At 70.5% G+C, this 14,607-nt stretch carries 12 protein-coding genes; 4 read left to right on the forward strand and 8 right to left on the reverse strand.

Annotated features, from left to right (window positions below; all coding sequences use genetic code 11):
• Positions 1–70: 70 nt before the first annotated feature.
• The 3 genes from ACFVQG_RS30780 (at position 71) to ACFVQG_RS30790 (ending at position 2,897) form a co-directional block, all read left to right on the forward strand.
• A complete protein-coding gene (locus ACFVQG_RS30780; RefSeq protein WP_383389956.1) occupies positions 71–880 on the forward strand; it encodes an SDR family NAD(P)-dependent oxidoreductase in 810 nt (269 codons plus the stop codon).
• Between the two features lie 178 nt (positions 881–1,058).
• Positions 1,059–2,642: an acyl-CoA carboxylase subunit beta gene (locus tag ACFVQG_RS30785; RefSeq protein WP_383389617.1), complete on the forward strand. Its 1,584-nt coding sequence runs from the start codon at positions 1,059–1,061 to the stop codon at positions 2,640–2,642.
• 57 nt (positions 2,643–2,699) lie between these two features.
• Complete coding sequence (locus ACFVQG_RS30790; protein WP_383389619.1) at positions 2,700–2,897, forward strand: acyl-CoA carboxylase subunit epsilon; 198 nt, start codon at positions 2,700–2,702, stop codon at positions 2,895–2,897.
• 137 nt (positions 2,898–3,034) lie between these two features.
• Here ACFVQG_RS30790 and ACFVQG_RS30795 read toward each other — a convergent pair whose 3' ends face one another.
• From ACFVQG_RS30795 to ACFVQG_RS30830, 8 genes are all read right to left on the reverse strand, one after another.
• A complete protein-coding gene (locus ACFVQG_RS30795; protein ID WP_159535964.1) occupies positions 3,035–3,616 on the reverse strand; it encodes an ATP/GTP-binding protein in 582 nt (193 codons plus the stop codon).
• The gene (locus ACFVQG_RS30800; protein ID WP_383389621.1) at positions 3,597–4,163 is read right to left on the reverse strand and encodes a DUF742 domain-containing protein; all 567 of its coding nucleotides are present in this window, start codon (positions 4,161–4,163) and stop codon (positions 3,597–3,599) included. Before ACFVQG_RS30800 ends, ACFVQG_RS30795 begins: the two co-directional genes overlap by 20 nt.
• A 96-nt stretch (positions 4,164–4,259) precedes the next feature.
• Complete coding sequence (locus ACFVQG_RS30805) at positions 4,260–4,673, reverse strand: roadblock/LC7 domain-containing protein (protein ID WP_004983065.1); 414 nt, start codon at positions 4,671–4,673, stop codon at positions 4,260–4,262.
• A 10-nt stretch (positions 4,674–4,683) separates the two neighbouring features.
• Positions 4,684–7,926, reverse strand: a complete 3,243-nt coding sequence (locus tag ACFVQG_RS30810; RefSeq protein WP_383389623.1) for a nitrate- and nitrite sensing domain-containing protein — start codon at positions 7,924–7,926, stop codon at positions 4,684–4,686.
• Positions 7,927–8,306: 380 nt separating this feature from the next.
• Positions 8,307–8,897, reverse strand: coding sequence for an ATP/GTP-binding protein (locus ACFVQG_RS30815; RefSeq protein WP_210924405.1), 591 nt, complete (start codon positions 8,895–8,897; stop codon positions 8,307–8,309).
• The gene (locus ACFVQG_RS30820) at positions 8,878–9,273 is read right to left on the reverse strand and encodes a DUF742 domain-containing protein (RefSeq protein WP_210924408.1); all 396 of its coding nucleotides are present in this window, start codon (positions 9,271–9,273) and stop codon (positions 8,878–8,880) included. Before ACFVQG_RS30820 ends, ACFVQG_RS30815 begins: the two co-directional genes overlap by 20 nt.
• 111 nt (positions 9,274–9,384) lie before the next feature.
• The gene (locus ACFVQG_RS30825; protein ID WP_037764993.1) at positions 9,385–9,798 is read right to left on the reverse strand and encodes a roadblock/LC7 domain-containing protein; all 414 of its coding nucleotides are present in this window, start codon (positions 9,796–9,798) and stop codon (positions 9,385–9,387) included.
• A gap of 9 nt (positions 9,799–9,807) precedes the next feature.
• A complete protein-coding gene (locus ACFVQG_RS30830) occupies positions 9,808–13,722 on the reverse strand; it encodes a nitrate- and nitrite sensing domain-containing protein (protein ID WP_383389625.1) in 3,915 nt (1,304 codons plus the stop codon).
• Positions 13,723–14,300: 578 nt separating this feature from the next.
• Between ACFVQG_RS30830 and ACFVQG_RS30835 the strand changes: the two genes are divergently transcribed.
• Positions 14,301–14,498, forward strand: coding sequence for a hypothetical protein (locus ACFVQG_RS30835; protein ID WP_383389627.1), 198 nt, complete (start codon positions 14,301–14,303; stop codon positions 14,496–14,498).
• Positions 14,499–14,607 lie beyond the last annotated feature (109 nt).

The raw sequence follows: 14,607 nt of genomic DNA on the forward strand, positions 1-14,607 counted from the left end.
CACCGGCTCCGGCTCCACCCAGGAACCGACGACCAGCACCACCCAGAACCCCGACGCCAACCCGGGCGTCGTGCGGGGCCCCGCCACCCCTAAGCCGGGCACCCCAGCCCCCGAACCCCCCACACCCCCGCCCCCCGACCGGCCCGTGGCCCTCGTCACCGGGGCCTCCTCCGGCATCGGCGCCGCGACCGCGCGCCGGTTCGCGGAGGGTGGCTGGCATCTGCTGCTCACCGGCCGGGACCGGGGGCGGCTGGCGGAGACGGCCGTCGGGATCCCGGCCGTCGTGCTGCCCGCCGACCTCACCGAGCCGGAGGGCCCGCGGCTGCTCGCGCAGGCCGCGCTGCGGGCCGTCGGACGGATCGACGTGCTGGTCGCGGGGGCCGGGATCGGGTGGGCGGGACCGTTCCTGACCATGCGGCACGCGGACATCGACCAGGTGCTGAACGTCGACCTCAACGCCACCCTCCACCTGGTCCGCGAGGTGCTCCCGGCGATGGTCGCCGCCGGACGCGGCCGGGTCGTCCTGGTCGGGTCGGTCGCGGGCTGCGTGGGCGTCCGCGACGAGGCGGTGTACTCCGCGGCCAAGGCGGGCATGGCCGCGTTCGCCGAGGCCCTGCGCCAGGAGCTGCGCGGCACCGGCGTCGGGGTCACGCTCGTCGTGCCCGGCCCGGTGGACACCGCCTTCTTCGACCGCCGGGGCACCCCCTACCGGCGCTCCCGCCCCCGCCCCACCTCGGCGGGCCGGGTCGCGGGCGCCGTCTGGGACGCCGTACGGCACGGCCGTGACGACGTCTACGTCCCGGGCTGGCTGACCCTGCCCGGCAGGGTGCGCGGTGTCGCCCCGTCCCTGTACCGTCGGCTGCTGCACCGGTTCGGCTGACCGGGCGACGCCCGCCGCCGAGCCGTCCCTTGTACGGCTCCTACAACGGCCACGCCCTCTGAGCAGTCGGAACGGCTGCATGCCGGTGTGGTTCTGTTCAGTCGTACCAGGAAAACACGCTGGAGACTGTACGGAGTCGACGGCCCGGATTCCTCGGTCTCCTTCGTAAGGTCGCTACATGACCGTTTTGGATGAGGCACCGGGTGAGCCCACGGACGCACGCGGACGCGTCGCCGAGCTGCACGAGATCCGCGCGCAGGCCCTGGCCGGTCCCGGCGAGAAGGCGACGGCGGCACAGCACGCCAAGGGCAAGCTGACCGCCCGGGAGCGCATCGAGCTGCTGCTTGACCCCGGTTCCTTCCACGAGGTCGAGCAGCTCCGGCGGCACCGGGCGACCGGGTTCGGCCTGGAGGCCAAGAAGCCGTACACCGACGGTGTCATCACCGGCTGGGGCACGGTCGAGGGCCGCACGGTCTTCGTCTACGCCCATGACTTCCGCATCTTCGGCGGCGCGCTGGGCGAGGCCCACGCCAAGAAGATCCACAAGATCATGGACATGGCCATCGCGGCCGGGGCGCCGCTGGTGTCCCTCAACGACGGCGCGGGCGCCCGCATCCAGGAGGGCGTGGTCGCCCTCGCCGGGTACGGCGGCATCTTCCAGCGCAACACCAAGGCCTCCGGAGTCATCCCGCAGATCAGCGTGATGCTCGGCCCCTGCGCGGGCGGCGCGGCCTACAGCCCCGCCCTCACCGACTTCGTGTTCATGGTCCGCGAGACCTCGCAGATGTTCATCACCGGCCCCGACGTGGTCAAGGCGGTGACCGGCGAGGAGATCACCCAGAACGGCCTCGGCGGCGCCGACGTGCACGCCGAGACCTCCGGCGTCTGCCACTTCGCCTACGACGACGAGGAGACCTGCATCGCCGAGGTGCGGTACCTCCTCTCGCTGCTCCCGCAGAACAACCGCGAGAACCCGCCCCGCGTGGAGTCCTCCGACGCCCCCGACCGCCGCTCCGACGTCCTCCTCGACCTCGTCCCGGCGGACGGGAACCGGCCGTACGACATGGCCAAGGTCATCGAGGAGATCGTCGACGACGGCGACTACCTGGAGGTCCACGAGCGCTGGGCCCGCAACATCATCTGCGCGCTGGCCCGCCTGGACGGTCAGGTCGTCGGCATCATCGCCAACCAGCCGCAGGTCCTCGCGGGCGTCCTGGACATCGAGGCTTCGGAAAAAGCTGCACGCTTTGTCCAGATGTGTGACGCTTTTAACATCCCGATCGTCACGTTCCTGGACGTGCCCGGCTTCCTGCCCGGCGTCGACCAGGAGCACGGCGGAATCATCCGGCACGGCGCGAAGCTGCTGTACGCCTACTGCAACGCCACCGTGCCGCGCATTTCGCTGATCCTGCGCAAGGCGTACGGAGGTGCGTACATCGTCATGGACAGCCAGTCCATCGGTGCGGACCTGACCTTCGCCTGGCCGACGAACGAGATCGCCGTGATGGGCGCCGAGGGCGCCGCGAACGTCATCTTCCGGCGGCAGATCGCCGACGCCGAGGACCCCGAGGTCATGCGGCAGAAGATGGTCAAGGAGTACAAGTCCGAGCTGATGCACCCGTACTACGCGGCGGAGCGCGGCCTGGTGGACGACGTCATCGACCCGGCCGAGACCCGCGAGGTGCTCATCAGGTCGCTCGCGATGCTGCACACCAAGCACGCCGACCTGCCCTCCCGTAAGCACGGCAACCCCCCGCAGTAACCGGACGGACCCCGCACGGCAACCCCGTAGACCACTTCCTGACGGAGACTGAGAACTATGAAAGCCCCTGACATCCGCGTCGAGAAGGGCCACGCCGAGCCCGAGGAAGTCGCCGCCATCACGGCGATCCTCCTGGCCCGTGCCGCCGCCCACAGCGCCACCCCCGCCCCCCACGCCCACGGAGGCCGGGTGAGAGCGGGCTGGCGCCGCCTGGAACGCGAACCGGGCTTCCGCGCCCCCCACAGCTGGCGCTGACAACAGCAGACAGAAAAGGGCCCCTCTCCCGGAGAGGGGCCCTTCTGCTGTCGGGGGCGCGAGGAACCGCGCGACAAACCACAGACTGCCCGCGGACGGCCAGAAACCGCCGGGGGCAGCCCGGTAGCCGCGGATCCCTACCGCAGCCGCGCCATGAGCGCATGCTCGACAAGCGTGATCAACGTCGACTTCGCATCGGCCCGGTGCCGCGCATCCGTCGTGATGATCGGCGTATCAGGCCCGATCTGCAGCGCTTCCCGCACTTCCTCCGGCTGATACGGCTGCTGCCCGTCGAACCCGTTCAGCGCGATCACGAACGGCAGCCCACTGTTCTCGAAGTAGTCCACCGCGGGGAAGCAGTCGGCAAGGCGCCTGGTGTCCACTAGGACCACCGCGCCGATCGCGCCGCGCACCAGGTCGTCCCACATGAACCAGAACCGGTCCTGGCCGGGCGTACCGAAGAGGTACAGGATCAGGTCCTGGTCCAGGGTGATACGCCCGAAGTCCATGGCGACCGTCGTGGTCGTCTTGTCCCCGGTGTGGGTGAGGTCGTCGATGCCTGCCGAAGCAGACGTCATGACGGCCTCCGTGCGCAGCGGATTGATCTCCGAGACGGCGCCGACGAACGTGGTCTTGCCCACGCCGAAGCCGCCAGCCACCACGATTTTCGCGGACGTGGTGGAGCGGGAAGGCCCTCCGCTAGAGCTTGCGAAGTCCACTGAGCACCCTTTCGAGCAGTGTCACGTCTGGCTGGCCGCCGGCGCTCTCGTCGCCGCCGGGCTGATGGATGGCGACCAGTCCCGCCTCCGCCAAGTCGGCGACGAGGATCCTGGCCACGCCGAGAGGGATCGTCAGGAGGGCGGAGATTTCCGCCACCGACTTGATCTCGCGGCAGAGGTTGCAGATCCGCTGATGCTCGGGCAGCTGGCCCTGCATCTGGTGCGGCTGCGCTGTGGTGTGCACCAGTGCCTCGATGGCGAGCTGGTACCGCGGCCTGGTGCGACCGCCCGTCATGGCGTACGGGCGCACCAGGGGGTTGTTCGACGCCCCGGCGGGCGCCGGCTCAGGGGTGCGGCGCTGCGGCTGCACGGGCTGGATGCGCGGTGCCTGCGGCTGGTCGTACGGGCCGGGGCCCTGTGGAGCGTACGGCTGCCGGTGGCTCGGGGTGGAGGGGAAGTTGTACCGGTTCTGGGAACCGTCGTTCTGGCCCTGGGCAGGGCCGTACGACCAGTTGCCCGATGATGAACCGCCTGGGGGTGTTGCCACTTTCTCTCCTCCTCCTACTGCGCCGGGCACCCATCCCTGTGGAGCCGCGTCCCGAAACCTTACGGCCCCGGGACGCGAAAACGCACCGTCTGTCTGTTAGTTGAGAAGGCTCCCCTGGAGCTCCGCACGGAGATCCGGGGTCAGAACCGTGCCCGCTCGGTCCACCAGAAGGGCCATCTCGTACCCAATGAGACCGATGTCCGCTTCGGGGTGTGCCAGAACCGCGAGCGACGAACCGTCGGAGATGGACATGATGAAGAGGAATCCCCGCTCCATCTCCACAACCGTCTGGTTCACGCTGCCGCCCTCGAAGATGCGCGAGGCACCGGCGGTCAGCGAGGTCAGACCGGAGGCGACGGCCGCGAGCTGGTCGGCGCGGTCGCGGGGAAAGCCTTCGGACATCGCCAGAAGGAGTCCGTCGGCGGAGACCACCACCGTGTGGGACACACCGGGGGTGTTGTCCACGAAGTTGGTGATCAACCAGTTCAGGTTCTGTGCCGCCTGGCTCATCGGGCTCACACTAACGCTCCTGGTTGTAGGTGCTGTCAGGACCGAAGCCCTGGCCGTTCGTTTCACTTCCTGCGCTGCGTCCCCGCTGGACGCCCCGGCGCAGGTTGCTCAGCCTGCCCCGGACGTCCTCGGGAGCGCGGGAGACCTGTGGGCCGCCCTGCGGGGTCGACTCCGCGGCGCCCTCGACCAGATTGGCCTTGGGCACCCGCCGCGGCAGGCCGGAGGCTGTCACTCCGCCCGCCTTGGGCTTCTTCAGGCGCGAGGCCTGCTGCCAGCGCTCGTCGTTGGCCGAGCGCCAGTTGTCGTCGCTGCTCGCCGAGGGGGAGGCCGGTGCCGCCTGGGCCGCATGCCGCTCCGTGCCCGCGCCGCTCGCGGTGGATCCGCGGCGGGGGAGCCCGGCGTCGGTCAGCTCGTGGCCCGTGGGCTGGTCCGCTCCCGGACGGTCGAAGCCTACGCCGTTCCGGTCACTCGCGTCAGCGGCCTGGGTAGATTCCGCTTCCGGAGCGTACCCGGCCGGGTAGCCGTTCTGGTAACCGTCCGTCCGCTGCCAGTCCTGCTGGTAGGACTGCTCGTCAAAGCCACCGAAGGAGTCCGCCGAGGTACCGGGCGCGGCCTGTGCGTCGGCCTGCGCGGGCTCCCCGAAGCTGGGTTCCGGATAGCCGCCGTTCGCCGGGAATCCGTTGGTCGAGCCGAATCCGTCGTTCTGCGGCGCACCGTCGTTCGACGCGTAGTACTGCTCGTCGTACGACTGCTGCTGCGGCTCCTCGTACGAGGACTGCTGCCCGTACGCCGACTGCTCGGGGTAGCCGGTACCTCCGTTGTCGTAGGCCTGCTGAGCCTGCTGGCTCTGCTGGCCCTCCGGGAAGCCGTCGTCGTAGGCGGTGCCTTCCGGCGTCTGGTGGGTCTGGGCCTCCAGGGCCGCCCGGCGCTCCTCGCGCATCAGGGAGCGGCCGACCGGGTCCAGCTCGCGGATGTCGTCCGGGATCTCGGCGTAGCGGCTGTCGTCGAAGCCGAGTTCCGCGGCCGTGCGCATCGGCTGCTGCGGCTGCTGCGGTACGCCGAAGTTCTCACCCTGGAAGTTCTGCTCCGGGATGATCTGCGAGACGGTGAACTCCTCGCGGTCCAGCGGCTGTTCGCCACCGCCGCCGTGGGTGATCGCGTCCGGCAGCATGACCAGCGAGGTGGTGCCCGCCTGCTCGCCCGAGGGGCGCAGCTGGACCCGGATGCCGTGCCGGTCGGAGAGGCGGCCGACCACGAACAGGCCCATGCGCTGGGAGATCGCGACGTCCACGGTCGGCGGGTTGGCCAGCTTGTGGTTGATGTCCGCGAAGTCCTCGGCGGTCAGGCCGATGCCCTTGTCGTGGATCTCGACCATGACACGGCCGTCGGGGAGCCGGGTCGCGGTGACGCGGACCTTGGTCTGCGGCGAGGAGAACGTGGTGGCGTTCTCCAGCAGCTCGGCCAGCAGGTGCACGAGGTCGGTCACGGCACGGCCGTGGATGTCCGCCTCGGGCACGCCGGACAGCTCGATGCGCTCGTACTGCTCCACCTCGGAGGAGGCGGCGCGCAACACGTCGACCAGCGGGACCGGCTGGTCCCAGCGGCGGCCGGGCTCCTCGCCCGCGAGGACGAGGAGGTTCTCGCCGTTGCGGCGCATACGGGTCGCCAGGTGGTCCAGGCGGAAGAGGTTCTCCAGCTGGTCCGGGTCGGCCTCGTTGTTCTCCAGGTCGGTGATCAGGGTCAGCTGGCCCTCGATCAGCGACTGGTTGCGGCGCGAGAGGTTGGTGAAGATCGCGTTGATGTTGCCCCGCAGCAGGGCCTGCTCGGCGGCGAGCCGGACGGCCTCGCGGTGGACCTGGTCGAAGGCGCGGGCGACCTCGCCGATCTCGTCCCGGGTGCTGATCGGGATCGGCTGGACACGGGTGTCCACCCGGCCCGGGTCGGTCCGGGAGAGCTGGTCGACCAGCATCGGCAGGCGCTGCTCGGCGATGCCGAAGGCGGCGTTGCGCAGCTGGCGCATGGAGCGGCTCATCTGGCGGGCCACCATGCCGGCCAGGATGAACGCGGCGAGCAGCGCGATCACGACGGCGGCACCGGTGATGAAGGCGTCCCGCTTGGCGTCGTCGGCGATGGTCGAGGCCTCGCTCACCGCGGCGTCGGACATGTCCGACTCGATCGTGCGGTAGGCGTCGTACTTGAGGGTGTTGACCGCCCACCAGTTCTCCGGCGTGATGCCCTGCTGGGCGAGGGCGGCACGCTCGGCCGGGTCGGTCGACTCCAGGCCCGCGACGGCCGCGACCATCTTGGCCGGGTCGGACGGCGGCGCCTGGTAGTCGGGGTTCTGGGCGAGCGCTTCCTTCGCCTGCTCCTTGGCGTCGGCCGTGATCTGCTCCTGGAGGTCCTCCAGCTTGCGCTGGTCGGCCTCGGTGCCACCGCCGATGTACTCCTCGATGGCGATGCGCTCCAGGTAGGCGTACGAGGAGAGCGACACCTTCTGGGTGGCCAGGCTGCCCTCGCCGGGACCCGGCTTGACCAGCAGGTGCATACCGATGGAGCGCTCCAGCGACAGCGCCGACTTGGTCAGTGAGATCGCGTAGACCGTACGGCCGTAAGCGGTGATGTTTCCGGTGCCGAGGCCGAGTTCGTTGGCGAACTCCAGCAGCGGGTGGGCCACCTGGAGGTAGCCCTCCTCGCTCTGCACACCGGTGAGCTTGGAGGAGACGTAGGCGCCCTGGCGCAGCGTCGGGAGGGTGGTCTCCGCCTCCCGGAACAGCCGGAGCCGACGCTCGAGGCCGGGCTTGCCCGGCATGCTCTGCGCGGCCTGGTCGAAGGCGTCGGCGGCCTTGTCGGTCTTCTCGCGGGCCTGCGTGACGGTGGCCTGGTCCTCGTTGCTCTTGCTCTGCAGTAGCAGCGGGGCGGCGGTGATGTCACGTTCGTTGTAGAGCGCGTCGGCGTAGACCAGCGCGGCCTGCACCAGCCGGGCGGTCTTCTCCGCGTCCTCGGCCTCCTGCCAGGTGTCGATGGAACTCTTCACCTGGAAGCCGCCCATGACCAGGCCGACCAGCACGGGTATGAGCAGGATCGCGTTCAGCCGGGTCGGCACCCGCCAGTTGCGCGGCGAGAACCGGCCGCCGCTGGGCGCGGGCGCGGCCGTCGGCTCCGGGCCGGGCACGGGGGCGGGCGCCGCTCCGCGCGGCGGCGGGGTGAAGTTGCCCCGCGCGGGCGGCTCGGGACCGTTCTTGCTTCGCCTCACTCGACCAACAACCTCTCGGCGGCGGGCACCAACGTTGTGCCGCAGTGTCTCAGAGCCCAGTACGCCATCGACCATGAAGTACGTCTTTGACTATTGGGCAGTTCAGGCATTCCAGCACGTCAACCAGCGCTCATCCAAACATGGGAAAGCGCTGGTTCTTGACGATGTAAGCACCAGATAAAACGGTCATAAAGAACGAGCCCCGGCAAAAGACGGGGCCTTCGTGCGCGCAGCGACACCATATGACCGCGACGCGTGGTGGCATCACCCGATTCCTCTGCCGAAACGTTATGAACAGCGGAGCCGGCCGTGTCAAAGGCCACAGCCGGCTCCGGAAGGTCTACGACAACTGCCGTAGGTGACTGATCACTTGGGTGAGGTCACCGCAGGCGCGCCATCAGCGCGTGCTCCACCAGCGTGATCAGGGCGGACTTGGCGTCCGACCGGTGCCGGGCGTCCGTGGTGATGATCGGGGCGTCCGGTCCGATCTGAAGTGCCTCGCGCACCTCTTCCGGGGTGTACGGCTGGTGGCCGTCGAAGCCGTTGAGGGCGACCACGAACGGCAGGCCGCTGTTCTCGAAGTAGTCGACCGCGGGGAAGCAGTCGGCGAGCCTGCGGGTGTCCACCAGCACGACGGCGCCGATCGCGCCGCGCACCAGGTCGTCCCACATGAACCAGAACCGGTCCTGGCCGGGCGTACCGAAGAGGTACAGGATCAGGTCCTGGTCCAGGGTGATACGGCCGAAGTCCATGGCCACCGTGGTGGTGGTCTTGTCCCCGGTGTGGGTCAGGTCGTCGATGCCCGCGCTGGCGGACGTCATGACGGCCTCCGTGCGCAGCGGGTTGATCTCCGAGACGGCGCCGACGAACGTGGTCTTGCCCACGCCGAAGCCGCCCGCCACCACGATCTTCGCGGAGGTGGTGGAGCGGGAGGCGGCAACCTGCCCGCCGCTAGAGCTTGCGAAGTCCACTGAGCACCCTTTCGAGCAGTGTCACGTCCGGCGCACCGGTGGTTTCGTCGCCGCCTGGCTGGTGGATGGCGACCAGTCCGGCCTCCGCCAGGTCGGCGACCAGAATCCTGGCCACGCCCAGCGGCATGGCCAGCAGTGCCGACACCTCGGCCACTGACTTCACCTCACGGCACAGGTGGCAGATGCGCTGGTGCTCCGGGAGGAGTCCCATCAGCGCTGCCGGGTCGGCCGTGGTGCTGATCAGTGCCTCGATGGCGAGCTGGTAGCGCGGCCGGGTCCGGCCGCCGGTCATCGCGTAGGGACGGACCAGCGGCTGGTCGCCCTCGTCCCCGTACGGATCTGAGTACGGATCATGAGAGGCGGTGGGCGGGGTCATGAATCCTCCGGGCGGGACAGCAAGTCGGTCAGTCGAGCCGTCGGACGGGGCCGGTGGGGGGATTGTGGCGGCCGGACGGTGATTTGGTGAGACGGGTGGATCCGGGGCCGATCAGTGGAGCAGACTGCCTTGTAGTTCGGCACGCAGGTCGGGGGTGAGTACCGCGCCCGCACGGTCGACGAGCAGAGCCATCTCGTAGCCGACCAGGCCGATGTCGCACTCGGGGTGCGAGAGGACGGCGAGGGACGAGCCGTCCGAGATGGACATGAGGAAGAGGAAACCTCGCTCCATCTCGACCACGGTCTGCGCCACCGTGCCGCCTTCGAAGATGCGGGACGCCCCGGCCGTCAGCGAGGTCAGTCCGGACGCGACGGCCGCCAGCTGGTCGGCGCGGTCGCGGGGGAAACCCTCGGACAACGCCAGCAGAAGGCCGTCGGCGGACACGACGACGGTGTGGGACACCCCGGGGGTGTTGTCCACGAAATTCGTGATCAACCAGTTCAGGTTCTGTGCCGCCTGGCTCATCGGGCTCAACTAACGCTCCTGCTGGTGAGTGGGGCTGGGGAAGCTGCCCGTCTGGCCGGATCCGGCCTGGCGTCCCTGGGCGATGCCCCGACGGAGATTGGTCAACCGGCCGCGTACGTCCTGAGGAGCGCGCGAGACCTGCGGACCACTCTGGTGCTGTTGCTGCTGAGCCGTGCCCGGGACGAGGTTGGCCCTGGGCACCCGGCGCGGCAGGCCGGAGGTGGTGACACCGCCCGCGGCGGGCTGCCGTACGCGCTCGGCCTGCCGGACGAGATCGTCGTTCGGCGAGCTGCGCCAGGCGGCGGTGGAACGCTGGGGGGCCGCCGGGGTCTGCGGCTGCTGTTGCGGGGCGGGAGCCGAGCCGTTGCTCTGCTGACCGCCGTCGCGCTGGCCGTGGAACCAGTTGGTCTCCAGCGTGTCGTACAGGGGGGTACGTCCGTCACCGCCGCCCGGCGCCGGGGGCAGGGCCTCCGGCTCGGGACGGTGGGGACGCTGCGGCTGGGGACGCTGGGGGGCCGACGGGCGCTGTGCACCGAAGTCGGACCCGGCGCCGCCCTGCTGCGGCCGCTCGAACTGTCCGGTGGGGGCGGGGTTCGAGGGGGTCTGGCGGTCGGGCAGCCGGTGCTGCCCGGTGGAACCGTTGTCGTAGCCCTGGGGGGCCTGCGGCATCTGCGGGGCCTGGAACTGGCCCGTGGAGCCGTTGTCGTAACCCTGCGGCGTCTGCGGCATCGCGAACTGGCCGGTGCCGGACGAGTCCTGCTGCCCGGAGCCGAAGAGGTCGGCGCGCCGGAACGGGTCGTTGCCGTCCTGGCCGCCCGGGCGCTGTCCGCCCATGTCGGACGGGCGCGGGAACTGGCCCGAGTCCTGCCCGCCGTTGACCCCCGGACGCGGGGCGTCGAAGTCGGGGCGCGCGAACTCGGAGGTCGAGCCGGGGCCCTGGCGGTCGTCGACGCGCGGGAACTCGGAGGTGGACGCCGGGTTCTGGCGGCTGTCGTAACCGGGGAAGCCGGAGGGGGATCCGGGGCCCTGGCGGTTGTCGAAGCCGGGGAAGTCGGAAGGGGAAGCGGAACCCTGGCGGTCGTCGAAGCCGGGGAAGTCGGAAGGGGAAGCGGAACCCTGGCGGTCGTCGATCCGCGGGAACTCCGAGGTGGCCGCGGTGGAGCCGGGGCCCTGCCGGTCGTCGACGCGCGGCATCCGGGAGGTCTGCGAGACATCCGGCTCGTCATGGCCGCGCGGCGCGTCCAGCGAGGCGCGCGGCACCGGCGGCTGCGCGTTCTCGTCGCTCCAGCTCGGCCGGGACTGCTGGTTGCCGCCCGGCAGCTCGGCCCGGGCCCCGCCGCGCGGCGGCAGCTGGGGCTGCTCGCCCTGCTGCTGACCACGACGGCCGCGCCCACCGCCCGCGTTGCCGCGCTGCGGAGGCACCCCACCGCGGGTGTCCTGGCCCTGCGGCGCACCCGGGCCGGAGGACTGGAAGCCCTGCGGCGCCGCCTGCGACGGCTGACCGAACCCGGCACCCGCGCCCGCGGGAGCCGGACGACCCTGCTGCGGGCCCCGCGCGCCACCCGGCGCACCCGGACCCGGACGGCCGCCCGCACCGGGCAGCGCGGCCCGCGGACCCTGACCGGCGCCGAGCAGACCACCGCCCGCTCCGGCCCCGGCGCCCACGGCACCGCCACCGCGGCGCGCGGCGGCGACACCGGCCGCGGCCTGCGCGGCGGCGGAACCGCCACCGGGGCCACCGGCGCCCTGACCCTGCTTGGGCTGCGGCTTGGCGCCACCCTGGGCGACGTCGACGGGCAGCATGACCAGCGCGGTCGTACCACCGGAGTCGGACGGGCGCAGCTGGATGCGGATGCCGTGGCGCTGCGACAGACGGCCGACCACGAACAGACCCATGCGGCGGGAGACGGAGACGTCCACGGTGGGCGGCGAGGCGAGCCGCTCGTTGATCGCGGCCAGGTCCTCCGGCGACAGGCCGATGCCGGTGTCGTGGATCTCGATCAGCACCCGGCCGTCGGGCAGGGCGTGACCGGTGACCTTGACCTTGGTCTGCGGCGAGGAGAACGAGGTCGCGTTCTCCAGCAGCTCGGCGAGCAGGTGCACGAGGTCGTTGACGACGCGTCCGGCGACCTGGGTGGTCGGCACGGCGGCCAGTTCGATGCGCTCGTACTGCTCCACCTCGGACGCGGCGGCGCGGAGCACGTCGACCAGCGGGACCGGGCGGGTCCAGCGGCGGCCGGGCTCCTCACCGGCGAGGACGAGGAGGTTCTCGCCGTTCCGGCGCATACGGGTCGCGAGGTGGTCCAGCTTGAACAGCGAGGCCAGCTGGTCCGGGTCGGCCTCACGGGACTCGAGTTCGGAGATCAGCGACAGCTGGCGCTGGATCAGACCCTGGGAGCGGCGCGAGAGGTTGGTGAACATCGCGTTGACGTTGCCCCGCAGCAGGGCCTGCTCGGCGGCGAGGCGGACCGCCTCGCGGTGCACGTCGTCGAAGGCCGCGGCCACTCGGCCGATCTCGTCCCGGGAGTGCACGCCGACCGACTCCACCGAGGTGTCGACGTCCTGCGGGTCGGTCTCCGAGAGCTGCTTGACCAGCTCGGGCAGGCGTTCCTGGGCGACCTTGGTGGCGGTGTCCTCGAGGCGGCGCAGCGAGCGGATCATGGACCGGGCCACGACGAACGCGCCGACCAGCGACACACCGAGCACGATCAGGATCAGCGCACCGGAGATGATGGCCTCTTGCTCCGACTCGTTGCGCAGCTCGCGGGCCTTCTGCTCCATCTCCTCCAGCAGGCGGCGCTCGATGTTCTTCATCTGCTGGATCTTGGTGGAGCTGTCGTCCAGCCAGTCCCGGTAGGAGCGCTTCTCCAGACCCTGCAGACCGTCCTCACCGCTCAGCGCGCGCTTGGCGTAGAGGTCGGTGGCCTCGATGATGGCGTTGCCCTGGTCGATGGGCCGGAGCAGTTCCTCGGTGCCGTTGCCGTAGATGCTGCTGAAGCTGCGCAGTTCGGAGGCCTGGCTCTGCAGGGCCGCCTCGGCGTACAGCCGGTCGTTGTCGGACAGGTTGCCGAACGTGGTGTTGCTCGCGGGCAGGGCCGCGGCGAGCACCGCGCGCTGGACGGACGCGTACTCCTTGGCGGAGGAGAACGCCGACAGCGAGCGGGTGCGCTGGATCATGTCGGGGTTGCTGGTGGCCTCGGCCATGTCCTGGGAGAGGTCCAGCAGGTGGGTGATCAGCCGGTGGTAGGCCTCCACCGTCTGGGTGGAGTTGTCCTTGGCCTCGTACGCGGTGTTGCGGATCTTGTTGAGGCCGTTCAGGTCGCTCGCGAGGCCCACCAGGCTGTCGCGGACGCCCTGGAGGTTGCCTTCCTTGCTCGCGGCGTCGACCTCTTCGGAGGCGGTGAGGAAGTTGTCCAGGGCCCGGTCGGTCTTGTCCCGGTAGCCCTTGACCAGGACGGCGCTGGTGGTCGAGCCGTGCGCCAGCGGGCCCGCCGAGTTGTCGCGCTCCTCCTGGAGGGCGGCGGCCAGCTCGGTGGCCTGCTTGGTCATGTCCGTCAGCAGCTTCATGTTGTCGAGCTGCTGGATGTCGTCCATGGACTGGTTGATACGCAGGGCGCCCAGCGAGGTGGCGGCGACCACCGGGAGCGCCAGCAGCGACACCAGTCGGGTCGAGATGCGCCAGTTGCGCAGGGCTATTCGCGGGCCGGGGCCCACCGGACCCTGCGGTGGCTTCACGTCGGGGGTCGGGGGCGTGGGCGACGCGGGCGCGCCGGGGCGCCCGGAGCGGGCACCGCCGTCACCGGTCGGGGCCGGGCCCTGGTTCTGGGCGTGCTGGGGCGAGGAGCTGCCGGCCATGGAGCCAGTCCCGCCGTGCGGCTCCGGCTCCGCCGAAGCACTGCCATCCCTCTTGAAACGTCCCTGCACTAGCGTCGCAACCTCTGGACCAGGCGCCCCTCCGCGTGAACGGAAGGACGGTGTCGGCGTCGTCGGGAACGCCCTGAATACGTTCCCGGGTGGTCGTGAGTGACCGGCGCTGGTTCCCCCTATCTCGCCGCCACTCGGCGCTGCTTCGCGCCCCCTGCGCGCCGGCTCGATCCTGCGGCGGTCCGTGGAATTCCAGCACAGTGCAGGATCTCCAACAAGGCCAGTTGGTCAGGCTGTGACCTACGTGACTGCTCGTGAGTGGCGGACTACCACCGGTAGACAGAGGTTGCGCTTATACCGGGCGTATCGCCGCGAGTCGCCGGTGTGGGCCACCTGTCCCAGTCGCCATGATCAGGAGCGGAATGTTGGGTTCAGGCGGCTATTGTCCTTTTCGCCGGTATAGCAGTCGCGCCCGAATTGACCGGTTTGATCTCGCCACCGTGAGCAAACTCACATCGAAATCAGGGGAGCTTCCTGTCCTCGCTGGGGAACGCGATGTTTAGCCTGACGCTTTACAAGAGACGTCATTCTGTAAACCGGCGCCGCAGGCGCCCCGTACCGACAGGGTCCGTACAACCGTGAAGACGACGACGCTGTTCCGCCCGACGGCCGGCACCGCCAACCCGCGACGCACCACGCTGGCGCATCTGAAGGACGCCGACGAACTGCGGGCGCCGGTCCAGCAGGAGCACTCCGTCGAACTGCCCGCCCAGACCGCCAACCCCCGGCGCACCGTCCTCGTCGACGCCCCGGAGCCGGCCGCCGCGGCGCGGTAGCAGCAGGCAGTAGTAGCACACGGCCCCCCGGGTGGGCCGACCGGGCGCCCCGCGTGAAGTGCGCGAGGCGCCCGCCCTTTACGGGCGTTAGCCTGGAGCGTCAGACTCC

The organism is Streptomyces sp. NPDC057877 (assembly GCF_042796855.1).
Lineage (GTDB): Bacteria > Actinomycetota > Actinomycetes > Streptomycetales > Streptomycetaceae > Streptomyces.